Raw genomic sequence first — 22,864 nt, forward strand, 5'->3', positions numbered from 1 at the left:
GGCCGCGGGCCGTTCAGTCCACTGGCCCGCACGGGAACAACCGTCGTGACGGCGCATCCGTCTGTGGAGACCTCGCCGTGCCGACCTCCTCGAAGCTGTCCAGGCATTACGCGTTGCTGATGGCGGCCTGCGTTTTGCCGCTGCTCGTGCTTGTCGCCGGCATTGGCTTCTATCAGTCCTACGCCCTGCAACAGTCGTTTTTTCCTTACGCGCTCATTTTTGTCGGGTCGCTTGTCTGCGTATTCGCTTTGCACGGAGTGCTTCTGAGGGAGATCGTCGATCCTGCGACCTCGCTCGTCGACCATATCCGCTCCGGCGCCGCCGGCGAGCCCAGGGCCACCGTCAAAACCTCGGCGCTTTGGCAACCCTGGATCGACATGGCTTCGAGCATCTTTGCCGAAAACCGCACGGCCCTGCGCGAACTGGCCGACAGCGAACAGCGCTACCGCAATGTTGTCGAGGCACAGACGGAATATATTATCCGGGTCGCGCCGGATGGGCGCATGAGCTTCGCCAATGACGCCTATTGCCGCCTTGTCGGCAAGGCACGCGAAGAGTTGCTGAGCCCGGACTGGCACTATTTCAATTCGTTTTCCGCAGACTTCGGCAGCTTCGACGAGATCATCGGTCGAGTGACCCCCGAACGGCCTGTCTGCGAAGTGGAAGAGGCCGGCGCCCTGAGTGATGGCCGCGAGGTCCATATCCATTGGACCGATCGCGGCATCTTTGACGACAGCGGCAAGCTCATCGAAATACAGTCCATCGGACGCGATGTTGCCGAACAGAAACTCGCCCGTCAGGCACTCGAGGCCAGCGAGCAGCGCTACCGCAGCGTGGTCGAGCTGCAGACCGAGTTCGTCGTCCGGATGTCGCCGGAGGGTCATTTGAGCTTCGTCAACGACGCCTATTGTCGGGCGTGCCGGATGACGCGCGAAGAGCTTCTCGACCCGTCCTGGTGCGAACTCGATGTGCTGCCGCCCGACGAAAGGCGCAGGTTCCTGGATCACCTTGCCCGCCTGACCCCGCAGGCGCCGGATGCCAGCATGGAACTGGTGAATGCGATGCCCGATGGTGCGCGGCGATGGCTCGCCTGGAACGATCATGGCATTTTCGACAGCGGCGGGCGCCTTGTCGAAGTGCAATCAGTCGGCCGCGATATCTCGGACCGCGTCCTGGCCGAGCAAGCCAGACTGGAAGCCGAGAAGCTGTTGGCCGAAAGGGAGGCGCAGTTTCGCGCCATCGCCGAAGGCGTGCCGCTGCCGATCACCATCTCGGCAATCGAAGGCCCCGAAATCCTGTTCGTCAACGAACCGGCGCGCAAGGTGCTCGGCATCGAGGTCGGCCAGATCGGAGCCGAAGCGACGTCGACCTGGGAAGATCTCTCACGACGCGACGATCTCCTGCGGCTTTTGCTGAGAGACGGAATCGTCGATGCATTCGAAGCCGGCATGACCAATATGCAGGGGTCGAGAATCGATACGCTGGTTTCGGCGCGGCTGATCACGCAGGCTGGCCGTTCGGCCATGCTTGCCGCCGTCACCGACATCACCCGCCAGCGCGAGGCCGAGGCGGAGATCGCCAGCCAGCGCGAGACGCTGTACCAGTCGGAAAAACTGGCCGCTCTCGGTTCGCTGCTGGCCGGCGTGGCGCATGAACTCAACAATCCGCTGTCCGTCGTCATCGGCTACAGTTCGATGCTGAAGGAATTTTCGGCGGACGAGGCGACCGTGGGACGCGCCGACAAGATCCATGCGGCCGCCGAGCGATGCTCGCGCATCGTCCGGACCTTTCTGGCGATGGCCCGCAAGAAGCCGCCGACAAGGGGCGCCGTCGACATCAACGAAGTCGTCGTCGCTTCGCTGGAACTTGCCGCCTACAGCCTGCGCTCGGCCGGGATCGAGATCCGCACCGAACTGGCGGAACCGCTTCCCAATATCTGGGGCGACAGGGACCAGCTTCATCAGGTGGTCACCAACCTGATGGTGAACGCACAGCAGGCTTTGCTGCAGGTTGCGCACCCGCGGCGGCTGACCATCGTCACCACCGGGGAAGACAATGCCGTCGAGATCGTTGTCGCCGACAATGGTCCGGGCATGCCGGAGACGGTCCGCGCGCGTGCTTTTGAGCCTTTCTACACGACCAAATTGGCCGGCGAAGGCACCGGGGTCGGGCTATCTGTCTGCCAGGGCATCGTGACGGCGCACGACGGCAGCATAGAACTGGATTCGACGGAGGGCGGCGGTGCACGGTTTACGATCCGGCTTCCGAGCGGTCGAGCCGAGACGGCTGCTCCGCCCGAAGCTGCAGGCAGGATGCCGCCCACGCCCTCGGCCGCACGAATTCTGGTGGTCGACGACGATGCCGACATTGCCTCGATGATCGCCGAGATGCTGCGCCGCGATGGCCACGACGACGTCACCATCGCCGACGACGCGAATGCTGCCCTCAAAGCTGTGCGCGAGGGAGGAATCGACCTTTTGATCAGCGACATACGCATGCCCGGCCTCGACGGCCCCGGCCTCTACCGCGCGCTGGAACAATTGCGCCCCGGGCTCACTCGCCGGCTGCTATTCGTGACCGGCGACACGCTGGCACCCGAGATTGACCGCTTCATCAGCGAGACGGGCGCGCCGGTGATCGAGAAACCGCTCGATCCACAGACCTTTCGCAGGCTGGTGATGGAACGCCTAAGGGCGATGGAGACCAGCGCAATGGAAGAGGCCGAAGCGTGACAAAACAGAAATTGCTCATCGTCGACGACGAAGCGCCCTTGCGCGAGATGCTGTCGGACTACCTGCTCATGCACGGCTTCGATGTCCGATCCGTTGCGGATGGAGCGGGAATGCTGACCGAACTCGACCACTTTAGCCCCAACCTGGTCATTCTCGACGTCAATCTCATCGGCGAAAGCGGCTATGACCTCGCCCGCGAAATCGCCAGGCAGAGCCGCGCCGGCATCCTGATGCTGACCGCCGTCGGTGACCTGCCGCACCGGCTCGAAGGTCTTGCCGCCGGCGCCGACGACTATATGGCCAAGCCGTTCGAGCCACGCGAACTTCTGGCGCGTGTCAGAAGCGTCATCCGGCGCCTGGGCGAGGAAGAGCGGACACCGGAAAACCGCATCCGTTTCGGCGGCTGCGTCCTCGATATGAACGGCCGCACGATGGTCGACCCTGACGGCGCCGACGTGCAGTTGACCTCCATGGAATTCGACCTGCTATGCGTCTTCGCGCGCCATCCCCGGCAGATATTGTCGCGCGACCAGCTGTGCAGGCTGGCCCACAACCGCGACCTCGAGCCGGGCGACCGGAGCATCGACATCCGCATTACCCGACTGCGCAAGAAGTTCGAGACCGAACCCGACACTCCGACCGTCCTGGTGACGGTTCGCGGCGAAGGCTATGTCTACGAGCCCGCTTACGATGAGGCACGGCGCCGCTAAAAGAAGCTGTTCACGAAGATCGGTGTGGGCCAAAAAGGCCAAGTGACGTGAGCCCCTACTTTCAACGCAGCAGCGTCCGAATGTTACGGCATGGATCCATGCCGTTACAGTAGCCGAGGAGTGCAGCGATCGATCCGGCGACTGGTTGCGCGCCCCTCCTTGGCTCGACCTGAATCTCAACAGACAGAAGAGGCTAAGGCCTCCAGCCAGGACGAATCAGAGCCGTTCATTGCCTCGCCCTACGCGACCGGCTTGCGCGCCCGGCGAAATTCCCGTCGCAGGCTTCGAACAGTGTCCCGCACGACAGGAATGGTCCAGCGCGCGGTCATCGTTGCGATCAGCAGCCCGGCAACCGGATCGATGAAGCGGGCAATCATCGTGCCTTGCCAAATCATAGCTGTTGCGAGCGACGCGGCGATGAGCAGGTTCGACGAGAGCTTGTCGGAGAACAGGCAGATTTGCGCGCGTGCCAGCGCGGAGGCGGCAAGCCTGTTGCGGGCCTTCCATTGGCGCAGGATCCAGAAATTGACCACCGCATAGGCCAGGTTCAGGTTCATGGCGAGAAACACGCCTTGGCCGCGGGGTTCGACACCGCCGGCTGCGATCCGCTGGACCGCGATGCTGGCGACGATAGCCATTGAAAGGCACATGCCCAGCGCAGCGAGTGCATTGGCGAGCGTCTCGGCCAAGACCGCCTGACGCTTGCGGCCGGTGCCCGCGTTCTTGCGTCCGCCAGCCACGATCGCGACGGTGACCAGCACCAGCATGTCCATCAGTGTCAGTGCGAGATCGGCGCGGATGGTCAGCGACGTGGACGACGCCGCCGCATATGCCGTCAAGAGAAGGCCCGGTGCGCCCGCCAGCACCGCCAGGCGTGCGGTCCGAGCCGCCGTCGCCTCGCCGTTCGATCGGTCATTGGTTTTTCGCAAAGGTTGCATCGCCAGAAATCTCCTCGTTTCTGGCGTCCCCAATGACGCGGGGATGTTGCGCGGATTTGTCGATTTGCCGGCTTAAGGTTTCCTTTGTGTCGTCGAGCCGTGTGTGCACGGCTATTGTCGCCATTGGGGCGATGCAGCAGCGTGGGGTGCCGACGGTGCGCTTTGCGTCAGCCACACGAGAATACCCGACGTGCTCACGATGGAGGGACTGGCTGCGATCTGCCCGGGTGTGCGGCAACAGCCGCGGACAGCGGCGTGCGAAAACCATGCCGGGGCGCTGATCCTCAACCGTTCGATCGACCCGCGAACGGAATAGTCATATCGCGAAAGGTCTACTGGGCTTATCGGAGTGCGCTCGTTCGATTGAGGCCACCAGGCGTCAGACTTTCCGCGCCACGCCCCCCACCTGCTTGGTGCGCTTGCCCGTGTCGACCTTGGCCCGCGCCTCCACCGCCTTCTCGATCTCCCGCTTCAGCTCGTCTTTGATATCAACCGTTTCGGCCATCAAGGCGTCGATCTTCATGAAATCGAGCACACGGTATTTCGACACCGCCGGCCTGACCAGTATGTCCGGCTGGCATTGCCTCAGCTTGGCGGCGATGATCGACTGCATCATCAATTGCGTGGCGCCGAACATCAGGTCGACGGAGGTCGGGTATTTGCGCCCGCCTTTGGTCGGCGCGCCAACGACGTCGACGGCGATGATGATGTCGGCGTCGTGCTCGATCAGGTCGAACGGCACCGGATTGTAGATGCCGCCGTCGATCAGCAGCCTGCCGTCGCGCATCACCGGGCGGAATACCGCGGGAATAGCCGCAGAGGCGGCAAGCGCCGAATGCAGGTCGCCGTCGCTAAGCACGGCGAGCTTATGGCCGAAGAAATCCGTGGCCGTCACCTTCAGCGGTATTTTCAGTTCGGCGAAATTTTCGGGTATGGCGTCGGGCATGAATGCCTTGAGGATGCGCTCGACATTGAACTGGGTGACACGCAGCCCGCCCTGCAGCGCCTCGGCAAAGGTGCCAGGCCGCGCCCGCCACATGCGCGCCGCCACCTCGGCGCGGCGGCCGAGGATCGAGCGCATGTAGTCGTGAATGTCGCTGCCGGCCATGCCCGAGGCCATGCCGGCGCCCATGATGGCTCCGATCGATGAGCCTGATATCGCGACCGGCCTTATACCCAGCTCGTCCAGCGCCTCGATGACATGGATATGCGCCAGCCCGCGCGCGCCGCCGCCGCCGAAGGCGATGCCGAAGCTCGGGCTCATTCCTTGCCCCTCATTTGGGGTCATTCCTCCGTGGCCTCGCCGTGCTTCGGCCCGACGATCATGATGGCCGGCTCGGCGGAGAGCAGTTTTTTCGCTGCCGCCTTGACCAGATCCAGCGTCACCGCGTTGATGAGGGCGGCGCGGCGCTGCATGTAGTCGATGCCGAGCTTGTCGAGCTGCAGTTCGAGCAGCGTCGCGGCGATGGCGCCGGAGGAGTTCAGATTGTTGATGGCATAGGCGCCGATCAAGTATTTCTTGGTCGCCGCCAGTTCCGCTTCGGTCGGCCCCTCCTGCGCCATGCGCTTCACCACCTCGCGCACGACAGCCAACGTCTCGGCCGCCCGGTCCGCGCGGGTCGCCGTGGTGATGGCCAAGGCGTTGGCGTGCTGGTGGTCGACCAGGTCGGAACTGGCGCTGTAGGCCAGGCCGCGTTTTTCGCGCACCTCGTCGAACAACCGCGAGGTGAAGGCGCTGCCGCCGAGGATCTCGTTCATCAGCACCGCGGCGAAGAAATCCGGCGCACTCCGCTTGACGCCGGGATAGGCCAGTTGCAGCGAAGTCTGGGGCTGGTCGTAATTGACCTCGAGCTGCTGGTTGAGTTTCGGATCGACATCGGCGACGGGCGCGAGCGCCTGATGTTGCGGCAGGCCGCCGAAGACCATATCGAGCTTTTTCTTCAACGTCTCGGCATCGATGGCGCCGACCACCGCCACATGCAGGCCTTCGCGGGCGAAGTTCGCCCTGTGAAAGGCGATAAGATCGTCCGGCGTGATCGTGGCGATGCTTTGCCTGGTGCCTTGCTCGGGCCGTGCATAGGGATGGGTGCCGTAAAGTGCCTCCAGCCATTTGCGCTGGGCGAGCGTGTCGGGGTCAAGCTCGTTGGCGATGATGCCGGATAGCACTTGCGCGCGGATGCGGTCGATTGGCGCCTGGTCGAAACGCGGCTCGGTGACTGCCAGCCGCAACAGGTCGAACGCCGCGTCTCGCTGCTCGGCCAGCATGCGCATCGAGCCGTAGGTGCCGTCGCGCGCCGCCTCGAAGCTCATCTCGGCGCCGACGTCGTCCAGCTTTATCTGGAAGGCCTCGCTGTCGAGATTGCCGGCGCCCTCGTCGAACAAGCCGCTCATCAGATTGGCAAGCCCTTCCTTCCCGGCGGGATCCTGCGTCGTGCCGCCGTCGAAGACGAAGCGGATAGCGACCAGCGGCACGGAATAATCCTCCACCAGCCAGGCGGTAATGCCCTTTGACGAGGTCACCTCCTGGATGCTCATGGCCGCGCGAGCGGAAAGCGCCGGCAGGACGAGGAAGAGCAAGGAGAGGAGCAGGATGGCCAAAGGGGCGGCTATGCGCGCGGCTCTCCCTTCTCCCCTTGTGGGAGAAGGTGGATTGGCGCGCAGCGCCAAGACGGTTGAGGGGTGCTGGCCGGAACGATGTCGGTGCCAAGCTGGAACACCCCTCATCCGTCCGAGCTTCGCTCGGCCACCTTCTCCCACAAGGGGAGAAGGTAAGGCGCCGCTATGCTGATTCCTCGTCATCACATCAATTCCCTGCCTGTGTCTGCGGCAAGAGATAGCCTGATGTCGAATGGTTGAGATTGAGATAGCGCGCGGCAATGTCCCTGACTTCGTCGGCGGTGACCTTGCGGATGCGGCCCGGCCATTCCTCGACATCCCTGACGCTGCCGCCGGTGGCGAGCGTCGCGCCGTAAATGTTGGCCATCGAATCCTGCTTGTCGCGGGCGAAGATCATCGAGCGGACGAAACGATCCTTGGCCTTTTCCAACTCGCCTGATGTGACGCCGTCCTTGGCGATGCGGGCGACCTCGACCTCGATCGCCGCCTGGACATCGGCCAGCTTGGCGTCGCCGCGCGGCGCGCCATAGACGGTGAAATTGGTGGCATCGAGCATCGTGCCCTGGAAGAAGGCGCCGGCCTCGGCGGCGATGCCTTGCTTGACGACAAGCTGCTGGTGGAGCCGGCTGCGGCTGCCGCCACCGAGGATCTCCGCCAGCAGATCCAGCGCTTCCGCTTCGCCCGGCTTTGCAGTGTGATAGGACGGAACCACCCATTGCGTCGAAAAGTTCGGCACGCTGACACGCGCGTCAGTGAGCGTCACCGTGCGCCTGGTGTTCTGCTCGGGTTCGACCGGACGAATGCGCGGCGGCAAGTCTGGGCCACGCGCGATCTTGCCATAGGTCCTTTCGGCCAGCGCCTTGACCACCTTCGGCTCGACATCGCCGGCCACCACCAGCACGGCGTTGTTGGGCGTGTAATATTTGTCGTAGAAAGCCTTGGCGTCGGCGCGGTTCAGCTTCTCCATCTCCTGCATCCAGCCGATCACCGGAATGCGATAGGGCTGGTTCTGCCAGAGCGTGGCGTCGACCTCCTCGCCGAGCACTGCCTGCGGATTGCTGTCGATGCGCGAGCGGCGTTCCTCGAGGATGACGTCGCGCTCGGTGGCGATGACGTCGTCGTTGAGGATGAGGTTGCGCATGCGATCTGCCTCGAAATCCATCATCTGCTCGAGCGCCTGCGGCACCACCGTCTCGTAAAAGGCGGTGTAGTCATAGGAGGTGAAAGCGTTGTTCGAACCGCCGATGGCGGAGACGACGCGGTCGAACGCGCCCGCCGCGTGATTGGTCGTCGCCTTGAACATCAGATGCTCGAAGAAATGCGCGATGCCGGACTTACCGGGCGGCTCATCCGCGCTGCCGATCTTGTACCACACCATATGGGTGACGATCGGCGCCCGATGATCGGGAATGACGACAACCTCCATGCCGTTGTCGAGCAGGAAATTCGTCACCTTGCCGTCTTCCGGCTTGTTGTCGGCCAGAACCGGGCCGGTCATCACGAGAGCCAGCGCCAAGAGCGTCCCGCGCAGCCATTCAGCCTGAGATGTCATCAATGGCTCCGGTTGTCATGGGGTGGGACGTTAGGCGGGGGTGTTGCCACAGGCAAATTGATTTGTTCGTCATTTTCGAGGCGCTCTGTTCCTCGCCCCCGCGAAGCGGGGGAGAGGTGGCTCGGCGAAGCCGAGACGGAGAGGGGGTCTGCGCCGACGAACCGAGGAAGAGCTGACTTGAACGTCTCGAATGGTGGAGGGTCGCACAACCGTCCCCCTCTCCGGCCGCTTCGCGGCCACCTCTCCCCCAATGAAGGATTGGGGGCGAGGAAGCGCCAATCGCCGCCGCGCTCACCCAACCTCGATAAACCGGATGACCGTCTCGCCATAGCTGCGCTCGTCGACAATCGAAAAGCCCGGCCCTGCCTCGAACGGCGCCACTGCCGCCTCCTCGACGACGCAGAGCGCGCCGGGGGCGAGCCAGCCGCCGGCCTTGGCCGAGCGCAAGGCACGCTCGCCCAGGCCCTTGCCATAGGGCGGATCGGCGAACACCAGGCCGAACGCGGCCATCGTGCCCGCCTCGCCCAGAGCGGTAGCGTCGCGACGGAATATCTTGGTACGCCCGGTGAGGCCGAAGGCTTCGACATTGGTGCGGATCAGGCCGCGCCCTTCCGCTGATTCTTCGATGAAGACGCCATAAGATGCGCCGCGTGACAGCGCCTCGAGGCCGAACGCCCCGGTGCCGGCGAACAGGTCGAGCACGCGCGCGCCGGCCAGCCTATCGGGAAAGCGATGCGCCAGCACGTTGAAGACAGCCTCGCGGGTGCGGTCGGTGGTCGGACGGATGGCGCTTGAGCGGGGCGTCGCCAGCGGACGCCCGCGAAACTCACCGCCGACGATCCGCATTGCCTCCCCTTGATCCTCCAGGACCACTGCGCGGCCGGTCGCCGCCTTTGGCACCGTCACCCTCGGCACCACGCGGCTTGCCGAACGGCTTTGCGCCTCCGGGCTTGGCGGGCTTACCATAAGACGGCTTGAACGAGGCCTTGCGTTCATTGGCTTCGGCCGCCTTGGCGGCATCAGCGTCCGCCCTGCCCTTGCCGATCGGCCGTGCGCCCGGCGCCATCCAGACATTGGCCTTGCGCTGGCCCGGCGGCTCGATCGGGCGCTGCTCGCGTTCGGACTTTTTCCCGCCGCCCGGTTTGCCGCCAAAGCCGCCCGGCCCGCTACGTTCAGATTTGGGGCCGCGATCGCCAAAGCCGCCGCGTTCGGGGCCGCTGCGTTCAGATTTAGGGCCACGCTCACCAAAGCTCTTTTCCGGCCCAAAGCTTCTGCCGGGACTTGTCGACAGCTTGCCCAGCGCCTCGTCGCGGCTGCCTTCGCGGCGTTTGCGGTTCTTGATCAGCCCGCCTTCGCCGATCGGACGGCGTTCGCCGTCGCGGGTGAATTTCGGCCGCTCCGGCTCCTCTTCCCGCACCGCTTCGCGCCGCACCGGCCTGTTGGAAAACGGCTTGGTGATCTCAGCGTCGAAATTGGCGCCGGACTCCTCGACCAGGCGTTCGCCGAGCTGGTCGCGCAGCACGCGGCCCTTGATCTCCAGCACATGGCCCTCGGGCAGGTCGTCGAGCTGGAACGGCCCGTAGGAAATGCGGATCAGCCGTGTGACGTCGAGACCAAGCGAGCCCAGTATATTCCTGACCTCGCGGTTCTTGCCCTCGCGCAGGCCGAGCGTCAGCCAGGCGTTGGTGCCTTGCTCGCGGTCGAGCGTCGCCTCGATGGCGCCGTAGAAGACGCCGTCGACGGCAATGCCTTCGCGCAAGCCGGCGAGCGCACTTTCCTCGACCTTGCCGTGAACGCGCACGCGGTAGCGCCTGAGCCAGCCGGTCGCCGGCAGTTCGAGCACGCGCGCCAGCCCACCATCATTGGTGAGCAGCAGCAGGCCTTCGGTGTTGATGTCGAGCCGGCCGATGGTCATCAGCCGCGGCAGGTCGGCCGGCAGCACGTCGAAGACGGTCTTGCGGCCCTCGGGATCACGGTTGGTGGTGACGACGCCGGCCGGCTTGTGGAACAGGAACAGCCGGGTGCGCTCGATCGGCGGGATCTCCATGCCGTCGAGATGGATGATGTCGCCGGGCATCACATTGAAGGCGGGCGAGGACAGCACCCTTCCATTGACCTTGACGCGGCCGGCCGCGATCAGCTCCTCGGCATCGCGGCGCGAGGCAAGGCCGGCGCGGGCCAGCCGCTTGGCAATGCGCTCGCCAGCCTCTTCCGTCGCCTCGGCCGGACGCGGGCGCGGCTTGAAGCCGGCGCCCGATGCCCCTTGGGGCCGATCACCGCCAAAATCGCGCTTGGGCCGATCGCCGAAGTCGTGCTTGGGACGGTCGAAGCGCCTTTCGCTGCGCTCGCCTTCGGCAGCCGCCGGCCGGTCGCCGCGCGGCGCGTAGGGCTTGCGCGGACCTTCGCGCTTCTCATAAGGCTTGCCTTCCGGACGCGGCTCCTTGCTGAACGGCCGGTCGCCACTCTTGAAGTCGCGCGTCGGCCGCTCGCCGCCGGCTGCCATCGGCCGGTCGCCGCGTGGCGCATAGGGTTTTCGAGGCCCCTCACGCTTTTCATAAGGCTTGCCTTCAGGGCGCGGCCCCTTGCTGAACGGCCGGTCGCCACTCTTGAAGTCGCGCTTCGGCCGCTCGCCGTCAGCCGCCATCGGGCGGTCGCCGCGCGGGGCGTACGGCTTGCGCGGCCCCTCACGCTTTTCATAGGGCCTGCCTTCAGGGCGCGGCGCCTTGCTGATCGGCCGGTCGCCGCCTTTGAAGTCACGCTTCGGCCGCTCGCCGTCAGCCGCCATCGGGCGGTCGCCACGCGGCGCGTAAGGTTTTTTCGCGCCGAAGGACGGCTTGCCGCCCTTGCCGGCGGCGGCATCGCGACCACGCGGACCCGACGGTTTCGGGCCGTTCTTGCGCGGGCCCTTTTGGCGCGGGAATTTCTTGTCTTTGTCGTCCATGTGGCTTTTGCTCGTTTGCACTACAGCGCCGCGCGTCCGTACGGACGCGCAAAGGACGCTGTAGGACTTTGATTTGGCGCATGATCCCTCCGAAACCGATTCCGGTTTTCGGGGTCATGCGCTAGATAACAGGATCACGCCGGAGTAGCGAGGAGATAATAGGAATGGAAACCGCTTGAAGCGGCCGGATTTCATGGCGCTGGCGCTGAAGGAGGCCGAATCCGCCGCCCTGCGTGGCGAAGTGCCGGTCGGCGCGGTCATCGCCAGCGGCGATACGGTCGTTGCCAGTGCCGGCAACCGCACCCGCGAGCTTTCCGACCCCACCGCCCATGCCGAGATGCTGGCGATCCGCGAGGCCTGCCGCAAGCTGTCGAGCGAGCGGCTCACCGGCCACGATCTCTATGTGACGCTGGAGCCCTGCGCCATGTGCGCCGGCGCCATTTCCTTCGCCAGGCTGCGCCGGCTTTATTTCGGCGCCGCTGACGAGAAGGGCGGCGCTGTGGTCAACGGCGTGCGCTTCTTCGCCTCACCGACCTGCCATCATGTGCCAGACATTTATACAGGCATGGCCGAAAGCGACGCGGCGCTGCTTTTGAAGGATTTTTTCAAGGAGAGGCGCGAACTGTAGCATCGCCAGCTTTCCCTAAAGCGCGTCGCGCTTGACCGGCCTCATGCGACGCGCTTTAGGTTGTTATTTTTATGCATGTCGTTATCGCAAAACCGCTGCACACTTTTGCGCGACATGCATTAGCGCTGACAGCTTACCACGGCAGCCAGTCGAACATGCCGCTCTTGTTCTTGGCGGCCGCTTCCTTCTTGAGGCGGCGTTCTTTCTTGTATTCGTCCTCGCCGATGTCGTCCACCGGCGCGGTGGCGGCAGCGGCGCGGTATTGCACCGGCGGCTCGCTCAGATATTTGCGGGTGTTCGGGTCGCCCTGCTTGCCTTCGGCGAGGCGGCGCTTGACCTCGGCGGCGCGGCCCTTGTCCGAATCCGCCGGAGTCCAGGCCGGCGGATGACTGGAAGCCGACTGCGCCATCGCAGCCTTGATCGCGGTTGGATCCGTCTGGACGTCATCGACGATCTGCGCCTGGTAGGACGGATCGTCCTGATTGAGCGTGGCCTCGGCACGCAGGCGAGCGCGGCGTTGCTCGGGCGATTCCGGCCAATCGGCGCTTGCCGTCGCGATGCTGTCCTGCGGCGGCGGCAATTCCTTCTGTCCCGGCGCCGGCTTCACCAGTTCGGGGCGCGGCTTGTAGTCGATCTTTTCCTTGTTCTTCGGCATGACTGAAAAAGCGCTGGTGAGATCGCCGGCAAGCTGGGCGGAGGCGGTCTTGTCGGTCCCGTAGGTCGGCGAGCCCATGCAGCCGGAAAGGGCCAAGCCGGATACGACAAGCGGCGCCAGCAGCGCAACCCGCGCGCAAGTTCTTTCGGTCATGCCAAAAAGTCCCACTCTAGACAGCCTCTCGATCGCCACCGGCCAAAGGACGGTTCCCATCGTCTATGCTCTTGCGACGGAAATCCGGCGACAATTTGTCGTCCGGAGTTTCGCGTGTTTACCTCAACCACTCGTTAAGGGCAACGAGCGGGGGCTGATCAGCCGCCCGCCGTGGCATTTGTGCACCGATATGGTGATCTGGCCGTGCATGTCGTTGTCCCAAAAACCGCTACGCACTTTTGGGCGACATGCATTCTGGCCGTGCATGTCGTTGTCCCAAAAACCGCTACGCACTTTTGGGCGACATGCATTCTGGCCGTGCATGTTCGTTGTCCCAAAACCGCTACGCACTTTTGGGCGACATGCATTCTGGCTGTGCATATCGTTGTCCCAAAACCGCTACGCACTTTTGGGCGACATGCATTAAAGCCGGCCAAGCGCCTTCAATTCATGCAGAACCGCCGCGTCCCGCGCGGAAACATCGGGGAATTCCCTGTCCTGCCCGACATCGGCCGTGTAGCGCCATGAGCGCGCGCATTTGATCAGGCCCCGGTCCTCGGCCTTCTCGATCACCACGGCGACGCCCTTAACGTCGTCCAGCGTGAAGGCGCCAGAAGGCGCGTTGCCCTGCGCAATGACCAGATCGCTGGTGATCGCCATTTCGGCCATGTCGACATCTGATATCGCTGCTTCGAGCGCCGCATCGTCGAGCGTGACGACCGGCACCGCTTCCAGTGACGAGCCGATGACCTTCTGGGCGCGTGCGATCTCCAGCGCGCCGGTGACGACACGACGGACTTGCCGCACATTGCGCCATTTTTCCGCCAGCGCCTCATTCTTCCAATCGGCCGGGATTTGCGGAAACTGGTCGAGATGCACCGAGACGGCGTCCGGATGACGGTCGAGCCAGGCCTCCTCCATGGTGAAGGGCAGCATCGGCGCCAGCCATTTCACCAGGCAGTCGAACAGACGGCGCACCACCTGCACGGAAGCCTTGCGCTTCACGCTGGACGGCGCTTCGCAGTAGAGCGCGTCCTTGCGGATGTCGAAATAGAACGCCGACAGCTCGACCACCATGAAGTCGAGCAGCGTACGGGTGATGCGCTTGAACTCGAAGGCGTCGTAGCCCGCGCGCACGACTTCATCGAGTTCGGAGAGCCGATGCAGCATCAGCCGCTCCAGCTCCGGCATCTTGTCCAGCGGCACTTCCTCGCCATCGTCATGAGCAAGCGTGCCCAGCATCCAGCGGATGGTGTTGCGCAGCTTGCGGTAGGCGTCGATATTGGTCTGCAGCACGTTCTTACCGAGCCGCTGGTCTTCCCAGTAATCGGTCGTGACCACCCATAGCCGCAGGATATCGGCGCCCGACTGTTTGATGACGTCCTGCGGCACGACGGTGTTGCCGAGCGACTTCGACATTTTCCGCCCCTCCTCGTCCATGGTGAAACCATGGGTGACGACGGTGTCGTAAGGCGCCCTGCCCCTGGTGCCGCAGCTTTCAAGCAGCGAGGAGTGGAACCAGCCGCGATGCTGGTCGGAGCCTTCGAGGTAAAGGTCGGCCGGCCATTTCAGGTCAGGACGATCCTCGAGTGTGAAGACGTGGCTCGAGCCGGAATCGAACCAGACGTCGAGGATGTCCATCACCTGCTGCCATTTCGAGGCATCGTGGTTGCCGAGGAAACGTTCCTTGGCGCCGGCCGCGAACCATGCGTCGGCGCCCTCCTTCTCGAAGGCGTCCACGATGCGCTGGTTGACCGCCTCGTCGTTCAGCACATTGCCGTCGGCATCGGCGAAGACGGCGATCGGCACGCCCCAGGCGCGCTGGCGCGACAGCACCCAGTCGGGGCGCTCCTCGATCATGGCGCGAATACGGTTCTGGCCGGCGGCCGGCACGAAGCGGGTGTCGTCGATGGCCTTCAAGGCACGGCTGCGCAGCGTTGTGCCGTCGCCCAGCTCCTTGTCCATATAGACGAACCATTGCGGCGTGTTGCGGAAGATGATCGGCTTCTTCGATCGCCACGAATGCGGATAGGAATGCTTCAACCGGCCGCGCGCGAACAGCGCGTTGCGCTTGATCAGCTCGTCGATGACCGCCTGGTTGGCATTGCCCTTCTTGCCGTTGTCGTCGATGACGCGCGCCGCTCCTCCCTCGCGGTCCGGGCCAAAGCCCGGCGCGTCCTTGGTGAAGAAGCCGGCATCGTCGACAGGGAACGGGATCGCCGTGTCGATGCCGCGTTGGCGCAGTTCCGATGCAGCGCCCGTCCAGGCGTCGAAGTCCTCGCGGCCGTGGCTGGGCGAGGTGTGAACGAAGCCGGTGCCGGCTTCGTCGGTGACATGCTCGCCGGCGAGCATTGGGACCGGGAATTCGTAGCCGCCATTCAAACCTTTGAAAGGATGAGAAAGCGTAAGGCTTCCAAGCTCTTCCGCCGAAACGTTACGGAGCCGATTCATCGTCACTTTGGCTTTGACCGCAGCCTCTTCCGCCAGCTCGTCGGCAAAGATCAGCTTTTCGCCAGGTTGCGGGCCGAAAGCATTCTCAGCTGCCGTGACCTCGTAGAGGCCATAGTTGATGCGAGGCGAATAGTTCACGGCACGGTTGCCGGGAATGGTCCACGGCGTCGTCGTCCAGATGACGACGTGGGCCTCCAGCAAGTCCAGTGACGTCTGCGTCAGCTTTGGATCCAAGGCCGGCTGCCCATCTTCGACGTTGGTGACCTGACGAGCGAGGCTGACGACCGGAAACTTCGCCCAGATCGTGTCGCTCTCGTAGTCCTGGTACTCGACCTCGGCCTCGGCCAGCGCGGTGCGCTCGACAACGCTCCACATCACCGGCTTGGAGCCGCGATAGAGCTGGCCGGACATGGCGAATTTCAACAGTTCGCCGGCGATGCGCGCCTCGGCGTGGAACGCCATCGTCGTATAGGGATTGTCGAAGTCGCCGACGACACCCAGCCGCTGGAATTCTGCGCCCTGCACTTTGATCCAGTGCGCGGCGAACTCGCGGCATTCCTTACGGAACTCGTTGACCGGGACCTCGTCCTTGTTCTTGCCTTTGGCGCGGTATTGCTCCTCGATTTTCCATTCGATCGGCAGGCCGTGACAATCCCAGCCGGGCACGTAGTTCGAGTCGTAGCCGCGCATCTGGAACGAGCGGGTGATGACGTCCTTGAGGATCTTGTTCAGCGCATGACCGATGTGGATGTTGCCATTGGCGTAGGGCGGGCCGTCATGCAGCACGTATTTTTCGCGGCCAGCGGCGTTGTCGCGCAGCTTGCGGTAGAGGTCCATATCCTGCCAGCGCTTGACCAGCAGCGGCTCCTTCTCGGGCAAGCCGGCGCGCATCGGGAAATCCGTCTGCGGCAAATAAAGCGTTTTGGAATAGTCGATCGTTTCAACAGTGTCGGTCATTGGGGTATCGGTCATTGGTCTGCCATATGCATTGCCCGGCGGCAAAGGAGCCCGGGCATTGAACTATCATGATCTTGAAAAAGCGCGAGAGGCCGCGCGCAAAAATTCCCGGCGGCTCCGGCGGCGCTCAGGCCGCCCGAAACACCGGGCCTGTAATTCGTATCGTCAGCGCGAAAAGGCGCGAAAAGCTCGTCATGGCTGGGCTTTTAACCGAGACAGGCGATGTTGAAAAGCCCGAACTCTCGGTGTCTTCCCTGCAGCTTGTGAGGTCACAATGCATCCGTTAGATACGCGATTGCCGGGCCAAGGCACTCACATCGAGAAATCGAAGCGATAGGTCGTCGACACGCCGATCATGAACTGATCTCTGGAGCCGCGCTCCTTGACCAGGCTGGAATCGGCCGCCGGGCCGCCCTCGCCGGCTTCGGCGGCACCGGTCGCGCCCAGCATGAAGCTGGCCAAGACCACCTGAAACACCCTGACAGAACGCATCGTCACTCCATACGCACGAAACACCGGCGGGAACAACCAGCCTGGCCAAGAGCCATGGCGCCGGTTCAGTAAACTTTGATTTAAATTCGAAACGCTGCCTCGCTTTTTTGGCGTGCGTCTGGCGCGAGCTGCTCGCTGGACGGGCAAGGCCTTCGGCGCTACCCTCCAAATCGGCAAGTTGCCAGGCGACGATGGAGATGGCGGCAATGACCCTGCAGGGCGACGCTTTAAAGGATGCAATCGGTCAGACGCGGGCGAAATGGGGATGGTTCGTCGGGCTCGGCGTGCTGCTGCTGATCCTCGGCGGCATTGCCTTCGGCAATCTGTTCATCGCCACGGTCGCCTCGGTCTACGTCGTCGGCTGGCTGATGCTGATGGCCGGAATCATCGAGATCATGCATGCCTTCGGTGTGAAGACTTGGAGCCGGTTCTTCTACTGGCTGCTCAGCGGTCTTCTCTATGCCGTCGCCGGGTTCTTCGCCTTCTACAACCCGCTGCTGGCGTCGGCGGTGCTGACCTTCCTGCTGGCGGTCGCCCTTCTCGCTTCAGGCGTGCTCAGGGCCTGGGTCGGGTACAAGCACAGACCGGAAAAAGGCTGGGGCTGGCTGGTTGCGGCCGGCGTCATCAGCGCGCTGGCAGGCCTGATCATCGCCATGGGCTGGCCGGTCAACAGCGTATGGGTGCTGGGGCTGTTTCTCGCCGTCGACCTGATCTTCCAGGGCTGGGCCTTCATTGCGGTCGGCCTGGCGCTGAAAAAATAAGTTCAAAAAGCAATGGCCGCGTCGAGCTCGGAAAGCGGGCTGACGCCGGCAAGCAGCGCCCTCGCCTCGGCCTCGTCGCGTTTCATCTGCGCGACCAGCGCGTCGAGCCCGTCGAACTTCACCTCGGCGCGCAGGAAGCCGAAGAAGGACACCGCGCATATCTCGCCGTAGAGGTCGCCGGAGAAGTCGAAGACGAAGGTTTCCAGAAGCGGCGCGCCGTTGTCATCGACGGTCGGGCGGCGGCCGAAGCTGGCAACACCATCATGAAGCGTGCCGTCGGCGCGACGGAAGCGGACGGCGTAAATCCCTTCCTTCAGAGTGGCTTCCGGCGAAAGCCTCATATTGGCGGTTGGAAAGCCGAGCGTCCGGCCAAGCTGCTGGCCGCCGATCACCTCGCTTTCGACCGTGAAGCGGTAGCCGAGCAGGCCGGCGGCCTCGGCCACCTCGCCTTCGCACAGCAGCGCGCGGATCCGGCTCGACGACACCACCTCGGCGCCCTCGTCGCGAAACGCGTCGACCAGCGTGACGCCGAAGCCGCGGCGTTCGCCGGCCGCCATCAGATAGGCCGGGCCGCCTTGCCTATCCTTGCCGAAGTGGAAATCGAAGCCGGTCACGGCATGAATGATGCCGAGATTCCTGTCCAGCACGCCGGTCACGAACGCTTCCGCCGACAGTGCGGCGAAGTCGCGCGTGAACGGCTGTTCGACGAGGGCGGCAAAGCCGAGATGCGACAGCAGCCGTGCCTTCATTGGCGGCGGCGTCAGCACGAACAGCGGTATATCAGGCCGGAACACCTTTCTCGGATGCGGCTCGAAGGTCAGCACCAGAGCCGGCACGCCGCGCCGGCGGGCCTCGGCAAGCGCGCGCTCGAGCACGGCCTGGTGGCCGCGGTGCACGCCGTCGAAATTGCCGATCGCCACCACGCCACCCCGCAAATGGGCCGGCAGCGGCGAGATTGCCGAAACGCGTTCGAAGGCTTCCGTCATTTCGAGGCTTCCGTCATGGCGCGACCCTACTGCAGTCTCGGAATGACCGCGACCGGCCGGTAGCCGTGCCTTTCCAGAAAGGCAATTAGCCTGGTCGGATCCGGTTGTAGCGGATCGCCGTAGTCGCGGGCATGGATGCCGCCCGATACGTAGAGCACGTCGAAGCCGTTGTCGGCAGCACCCTTGATGTCGGTCATCATGCCATCGCCGATGGCCAGCACGCCCGAGCGCTCGACCGGGCGGCCGAGCAGGTCGGCGATCTCCTTCATTGCGACGTCATAGACCGGCGCGTAAGGTTTTCCGGCGATAAGCGTGCGCCCGCCGAGCTGGGCATAGTCGCGGGCCAAGGCCCCGGCGCACCAGATCATCCGCTCGCCGCGCTCGACCACGATGTCGGGATTGGCACAGATGAAGGGCAGGTTCCTGGCGCGTAGCCGCCGCAGAAGATCGGCGTAGTCCTCCGGCTTCTCGACCTCGTCGTCGAACAGCCCGGTGCAGACCACGCCGGATGCCTCGAACTCCTCGACCAGCTCGACATCAAGCCCGTCATAGAGCGTGAAGTCGCGGTCGGCGCCGATATGAAAGATCTTTCGCGGGCCCTCGATGATCAGGTCGCGGGTCACATCGCCGGAGGTGACGACGCGGTCGTAGGCCGCCGAGGGAACGCCGATCGCATTCATCTGCGCCACCACATCGGCGCTGCGGCGTGGCGAATTGGTGATCAGCACCACAGGTATCTTCGCTTCGCGTGCGGTGGCCAGCGCCAGAGCCGCGGCCGGAAAATGTCGTTCGCCATTGTGGACCACACCCCACACGTCGCAAAGAATGGCAGAATAGGCTGCCGACAAATCCGCGAGCGAGCCGATGATATCGGGCGAATCCGCCATATCGTTTTCCAAGTCATGATGGTTGCGAGCGCCGCCGCCGACGATCCGCAGCGGCCGGACCGCATTAACCGAAGCTCTTCACCCTGTCACCAGCTTTCGCCGCGTTTCAGCATCGCCGCCCAGCAATGAAGGCATAATCGCAAAGGACAAAAATTTTCGTTTCCAGAGCTTTAGCCGATTCCGGAGACTCCGCGGCGGTCCCGATCGCGGGCGGCATTGGCCCCAGCGGCGGCGTGGTTAACGAGCTTTGAAAAAGTGTGTCGATCTTGGACATATATTAGCAATCTGAAATTTAAGGATTGGTGGCATCTGTTCGCCGACAAAGGGGTTCTGGCGGGGTGCTGACGGCAATGATCCGAAAATTCGGTAGGGACCGGCGTGGCAACTATACGCTGATGACGGTCATCACCATGGTGCCGCTCATGGGCGGCTTGGCGCTCAGCGTCGACTACTCGGAACTGCTCCGCCAGAAGAACGCCACGTTGAATGCCCTGGACGGCGCCGGCCTCGCTACCGCTCATAAGATCGTCTCCGGCGCAAGCGACGACGCCGCCAAGGCCTATGCCAAGACTTTCTTCGAAGCCAATCTCGGCCCTGTCGATCCGGCCAATACGTTGCTTACCGTCACCCTGCCCAACAGCAATGCGGGTGGAGGCACGTTAAAGCTCTGCAGCGCCCTAACGTATCACCCCTATTTTCTGCCGGCCGCCGCTATGCTGATTGGCGGCGGGACCACGAGTGATACAACCTTCACGGCGTGCTCGGAAATCCGCCTAAAGAACACGCTGGAAGTAGCCCTTGTGCTCGATAATTCCGGCTCGATGAATAATCTGGGTTCCGGCACCGGCCAGATGCGGATTGATCTGCTGAAGACTGCCGCCAAGCAGCTTGTCGATACGCTGGCGCTGCAGGCACAGCAGATGAAGCAGGTCACCAAACCGGTGCAGTTCTCCCTGGTGCCGTTCGCTGCTTCGGTCAATGTCGGTCCCGCCCATGACCAGGATAGCTGGATGGACCAGGACGGCATCTCCCCGATCCAGCACGAGGATTTCGACTGGACGATTTGAAGGCATGCTCGTCGGACTCGCGCTTCCGCATGGATCCCACCGATCCGACCAAACCGGCCAAGCTGTTCTGGAACGCGACCGGGGCGACGCTGTCGGACAATTTCAAGGAAATCGCCAACGAATTGTCGAACCTGCGCATCGTCGGCTGAAGGCGATGGGACTGGTGACTTAAGGGAGAGGCTGGCGGGACAGCGCCCCCCTCTGGCCTGCCGGCCATCTCCCCCTCAAGGGGGGGAGATCGGACGTCACTCCTCCTTTTCGCCAATCTCCAGCGCTGATGAAAAGCGCACTGGCGGCGAAGCTGCCAATCTCCCCCCTTGAGGGGGAGATGTCCGGCAGGACAGAGGGGGGCGCGAAGGAACGCGACCCAGCGTGTGTTCGGCATTTCGTCTGGCGCAACGGCTGAAACCGCCAAGCCCTTGCGCGTCGGTGTCCGACGAGGCACACATTGCGCACTTCCCGGAGACGCTTCGATGCCCGAAGCAACCAACCATCCTGCCTTACATCGGCCGCCGCTCCTGCTGCGCCCGCTCCGGTTCGACCACCCTGCGATAGAGATGCCACGTCGCATGGCCAAGCACCGGCATGACGACGGCGAGCCCGGCAAACAGCGGGATCGAGCCGATGACCAGCAGCACGGCGACCATCAGGCCCCACAGCGCCAGCTGCAGCGGGTTTGTCATCACCGCCCGTGCCGAGGTCTCGATTGCCGAGACCGCGCCGACATCGCGGTCGAGCAGCAGCGGGAAAGCGACGACGGTGGTCGCCAGCACGATCGCGGCGAAGACGAAGCCGGCCGCATTGCCGAGCAGGATCAGCGTCCAGCCTTTGGGCGTTGTCAGCACCTCGCGCACAAAGCCGCCGATCGAAGCCGGCGGCTGATTGCCGAACAGGCCGGTGTAGATCGATTGCGCGGTGTACAGCCAGAGCAGGAACAGTGCCACCAGCATGACGCCGATGACCGCGATCGCCGGCAGCGCCGGCGAGTGGCGCACGTCGAGCGCGTGCCACCAGGACGTGTCCATGCCGAGCTCGCGGCGGCGGCTGATCTCGTAGAGGCCGATCGCGGCGAAGGGCCCAAGCAGGGCGAAGCCGGACATCAGCGGGTAGAGGAGCTGGATGGCGTTGGAGCCAGATGTCGTCCACTGCGCCAGCATCAATCCGACCACCGGATAGATCAGGCACAGGAACACGTAATGCGATGGCTTTGCCCAGAAATCCTCGATGCCGAGCCGCAGCACATCCATCAGGTCCGCCGTGGTGATGCGGCGCACCGTGGGCTGCACGTGCATTCCACGCGCGTCCGACATGACATGAAAGCCGGCCATAACCATTCTCCCGTGTGTCGGGGGCGGCCACCGCCAGGATGGCCGCCCGTAGCTGCCACTTCAAGTCGGCATGATAGCCGATTTAGGCGCTGTTGTCGCCACCGCGCGGCCCCAGACACATTAGAGCGACGTGCGTCCATTTGGACGCACAAAGTACGCACTAACACCGATAATCTACGCATCGTGCTTTCCGAAAATCGATTCCGATTTTCGGGCTGATGCGTTGGCGCCGCGCGGACTGACGTGTGCTAGTCAGCGAAGCGTTCAATGACCTCGGCCAGCGGAATTTGGCCAAGACAGGCACCCGAACCCGCCGGCTTTTCGCCGTCCTCGATGGCCTGCGCATATCGCACGTCCGGATCGCTTTCGATCCGGCGGCGCAACGCCGCCAGCTTGGGGTAGGCTGCGCCGTCGACCGCCTTGTGGAACTCCGCCCAGCGCGCCACGCCAATCAGCGTGGTGTCCGCCAGTGTCAGGTGATCGCCGACCAGAAAGTCCGTGTCGGCGATCATTGCCTCAAGCCGGTCATGGCGTTCGGTAACGGCCTTGCGGCCAAAGTCACGCAAGGTCGCCAGCAGGGCTGGGTCGGCCGATTCCATTTCAAATGCAGCCCAGAGCGGGGTGAAAGCGGCGGTGAAGCCGGTGTTCACGAAAGCCATCAGCTGATGCATCCGGTCGGCTTCCGGCGAGCGAGGATCGAAGCTGATGCGACGTTGCGTGTCGCGGGCTTCGAGCCACGCGGCAATCGCCATGGTCTCGGTGAGCACTTTGCCTTCGTCCGTGATCAACACCGGCGTTTCCTGACGGCCGTTGATGCTGGCATAGGCGTCGTTCTTCATTTCGGTGAGCATGTCGACGCGACACAGGCGGTAGGGTTGTCCGAGGCGTTCAAAAGCAGCGACAAGCCCCATCGAACTTCCCGCCGGGACGCCGTAAAGGAGGATAGGTTCCATTTCTTTGTCTCTTCCATGTTTAGGGATCACGCTGCGCAGCGAAGCTTGACCCTAGAT

At 63.7% G+C, this 22,864-nt stretch carries 16 protein-coding genes and 2 pseudogenes; 5 read left to right on the forward strand and 13 right to left on the reverse strand.

Going from position 1 to position 22,864, the window contains the following annotated elements:
* Positions 1-77: 77 nt before the first annotated feature.
* Positions 78-2,732, forward strand: a complete 2,655-nt coding sequence (locus IHQ72_RS25220) for a hybrid sensor histidine kinase/response regulator (protein WP_258118003.1) — start codon at positions 78-80, stop codon at positions 2,730-2,732.
* Complete coding sequence (locus tag IHQ72_RS25225; protein ID WP_258118006.1) at positions 2,729-3,442, forward strand: response regulator; 714 nt, start codon at positions 2,729-2,731, stop codon at positions 3,440-3,442. Before IHQ72_RS25220 ends, IHQ72_RS25225 begins: the two co-directional genes overlap by 4 nt.
* Positions 3,443-3,681: 239 nt before the next feature.
* On the opposite strand, the gene IHQ72_RS25230 is transcribed toward IHQ72_RS25225, so the two are convergent.
* The 6 genes from IHQ72_RS25230 to IHQ72_RS25255 form a co-directional block, all read right to left on the reverse strand.
* Entirely contained in the window at positions 3,682-4,380 is a 699-nt protein-coding gene (locus tag IHQ72_RS25230) for a cation diffusion facilitator family transporter (protein ID WP_258118008.1), read from the reverse strand.
* A gap of 379 nt (positions 4,381-4,759) precedes the next feature.
* Positions 4,760-5,644, reverse strand: a complete 885-nt coding sequence (locus IHQ72_RS25235; protein ID WP_258118009.1) for a patatin-like phospholipase family protein — start codon at positions 5,642-5,644, stop codon at positions 4,760-4,762.
* Between the two features lie 20 nt (positions 5,645-5,664).
* Entirely contained in the window at positions 5,665-6,978 is a 1,314-nt protein-coding gene (locus IHQ72_RS25240; RefSeq protein WP_258118010.1) for a M16 family metallopeptidase, read from the reverse strand.
* A 205-nt stretch (positions 6,979-7,183) separates the two neighbouring features.
* The gene (locus tag IHQ72_RS25245; RefSeq protein ID WP_258118011.1) at positions 7,184-8,548 is read right to left on the reverse strand and encodes a M16 family metallopeptidase; all 1,365 of its coding nucleotides are present in this window, start codon (positions 8,546-8,548) and stop codon (positions 7,184-7,186) included.
* 291 nt (positions 8,549-8,839) lie between these two features.
* Positions 8,840-9,394 carry a 16S rRNA (guanine(966)-N(2))-methyltransferase RsmD gene (rsmD, locus tag IHQ72_RS25250; RefSeq protein ID WP_258118012.1) on the reverse strand — a complete coding sequence of 185 codons (555 nt, stop codon included), beginning with the start codon at positions 9,392-9,394 and terminating at the stop codon, positions 8,840-8,842.
* Complete coding sequence (locus IHQ72_RS25255; protein ID WP_258118014.1) at positions 9,375-11,489, reverse strand: pseudouridine synthase; 2,115 nt, start codon at positions 11,487-11,489, stop codon at positions 9,375-9,377. Before IHQ72_RS25255 ends, rsmD begins: the two co-directional genes overlap by 20 nt.
* Positions 11,490-11,664: 175 nt before the next feature.
* On the opposite strand from IHQ72_RS25255, the gene IHQ72_RS25260 reads away from it, so the two are divergent.
* The gene (locus tag IHQ72_RS25260) at positions 11,665-12,117 is read left to right on the forward strand and encodes a nucleoside deaminase (protein ID WP_258118015.1); all 453 of its coding nucleotides are present in this window, start codon (positions 11,665-11,667) and stop codon (positions 12,115-12,117) included.
* A 133-nt stretch (positions 12,118-12,250) separates the two neighbouring features.
* Here the strand turns inward: IHQ72_RS25260 and IHQ72_RS25265 are convergent, their stop codons facing one another.
* The 3 genes and pseudogenes from IHQ72_RS25265 to IHQ72_RS25275 form a co-directional block, all read right to left on the reverse strand.
* Positions 12,251-12,925, reverse strand: coding sequence for a hypothetical protein (locus tag IHQ72_RS25265; protein WP_258118016.1), 675 nt, complete (start codon positions 12,923-12,925; stop codon positions 12,251-12,253).
* Positions 12,926-13,348: 423 nt separating this feature from the next.
* Positions 13,349-16,333, reverse strand: a complete 2,985-nt coding sequence (gene ileS, locus IHQ72_RS25270) for an isoleucine--tRNA ligase (RefSeq protein WP_258118017.1) — start codon at positions 16,331-16,333, stop codon at positions 13,349-13,351.
* Between the two features lie 312 nt (positions 16,334-16,645).
* Positions 16,646-16,744, reverse strand: a pseudogene (locus IHQ72_RS25275) (MipA/OmpV family protein); the annotation flags it as partial.
* A gap of 287 nt (positions 16,745-17,031) precedes the next feature.
* Between IHQ72_RS25275 and IHQ72_RS25280 the strand changes: the two are divergent.
* Complete coding sequence (locus IHQ72_RS25280; RefSeq protein WP_258118018.1) at positions 17,032-17,586, forward strand: HdeD family acid-resistance protein; 555 nt, start codon at positions 17,032-17,034, stop codon at positions 17,584-17,586.
* 2 nt (positions 17,587-17,588) lie between these two features.
* Here IHQ72_RS25280 and IHQ72_RS25285 read toward each other — a convergent pair whose 3' ends face one another.
* Together IHQ72_RS25285 and IHQ72_RS25290 are read right to left on the reverse strand one after the other, a co-directional pair.
* Complete coding sequence (locus tag IHQ72_RS25285) at positions 17,589-18,572, reverse strand: bifunctional riboflavin kinase/FAD synthetase (protein WP_258118019.1); 984 nt, start codon at positions 18,570-18,572, stop codon at positions 17,589-17,591.
* Between the two features lie 26 nt (positions 18,573-18,598).
* Positions 18,599-19,459 (reverse strand): TIGR01459 family HAD-type hydrolase, encoded by an 861-nt coding sequence (locus tag IHQ72_RS25290; protein WP_258118020.1) that lies wholly within the window; start codon positions 19,457-19,459, stop codon positions 18,599-18,601.
* Between the two features lie 350 nt (positions 19,460-19,809).
* On the opposite strand from IHQ72_RS25290, the pseudogene IHQ72_RS25295 reads away from it, so the two are divergent.
* A pseudogene (locus tag IHQ72_RS25295) lies at positions 19,810-20,520 on the forward strand (TadE/TadG family type IV pilus assembly protein); the annotation flags it as partial.
* 506 nt (positions 20,521-21,026) lie between these two features.
* On the opposite strand, the gene IHQ72_RS25300 reads toward IHQ72_RS25295, so the two are convergent.
* The gene (locus IHQ72_RS25300; RefSeq protein ID WP_258118021.1) at positions 21,027-21,854 is read right to left on the reverse strand and encodes a DUF2189 domain-containing protein; all 828 of its coding nucleotides are present in this window, start codon (positions 21,852-21,854) and stop codon (positions 21,027-21,029) included.
* Positions 21,855-22,102: 248 nt separating this feature from the next.
* Positions 22,103-22,807 carry a glutathione S-transferase family protein gene (locus IHQ72_RS25305; protein WP_258118022.1) on the reverse strand — a complete coding sequence of 235 codons (705 nt, stop codon included), beginning with the start codon at positions 22,805-22,807 and terminating at the stop codon, positions 22,103-22,105.
* Between the last annotated feature and the right edge of the window lie 57 nt (positions 22,808-22,864).

The sequence above is a fragment of the Mesorhizobium onobrychidis genome, from assembly GCF_024707545.1.
GTDB classification, from domain to species: domain Bacteria; phylum Pseudomonadota; class Alphaproteobacteria; order Rhizobiales; family Rhizobiaceae; genus Mesorhizobium; species Mesorhizobium onobrychidis.

Coding starts and splice junctions, on each gene's coding strand:
- ileS (WP_258118017.1), bottom strand. CDS start 16,333: ATGACCGACACTGTTGAAACGATCGACTATTCCAAAACGCTTTATTTG.
- IHQ72_RS25280 (WP_258118018.1), top strand. CDS start 17,032: ATGACCCTGCAGGGCGACGCTTTAAAGGATGCAATCGGTCAGACGCGG.
- IHQ72_RS25285 (WP_258118019.1), bottom strand. CDS start 18,572: ATGACGGAAGCCTTCGAACGCGTTTCGGCAATCTCGCCGCTGCCGGCC.
- IHQ72_RS25230 (WP_258118008.1), bottom strand. CDS start 4,380: ATGCAACCTTTGCGAAAAACCAATGACCGATCGAACGGCGAGGCGACG.
- IHQ72_RS25265 (WP_258118016.1), bottom strand. CDS start 12,925: ATGACCGAAAGAACTTGCGCGCGGGTTGCGCTGCTGGCGCCGCTTGTC.
- IHQ72_RS25255 (WP_258118014.1), bottom strand. CDS start 11,489: ATGGACGACAAAGACAAGAAATTCCCGCGCCAAAAGGGCCCGCGCAAG.
- rsmD (WP_258118012.1), bottom strand. CDS start 9,394: ATGCGGATCGTCGGCGGTGAGTTTCGCGGGCGTCCGCTGGCGACGCCC.
- IHQ72_RS25305 (WP_258118022.1), bottom strand. CDS start 22,807: ATGGAACCTATCCTCCTTTACGGCGTCCCGGCGGGAAGTTCGATGGGG.
- IHQ72_RS25300 (WP_258118021.1), bottom strand. CDS start 21,854: ATGGCCGGCTTTCATGTCATGTCGGACGCGCGTGGAATGCACGTGCAG.
- IHQ72_RS25235 (WP_258118009.1), bottom strand. CDS start 5,644: ATGAGCCCGAGCTTCGGCATCGCCTTCGGCGGCGGCGGCGCGCGCGGG.
- IHQ72_RS25245 (WP_258118011.1), bottom strand. CDS start 8,548: ATGACATCTCAGGCTGAATGGCTGCGCGGGACGCTCTTGGCGCTGGCT.
- IHQ72_RS25290 (WP_258118020.1), bottom strand. CDS start 19,459: ATGGCGGATTCGCCCGATATCATCGGCTCGCTCGCGGATTTGTCGGCA.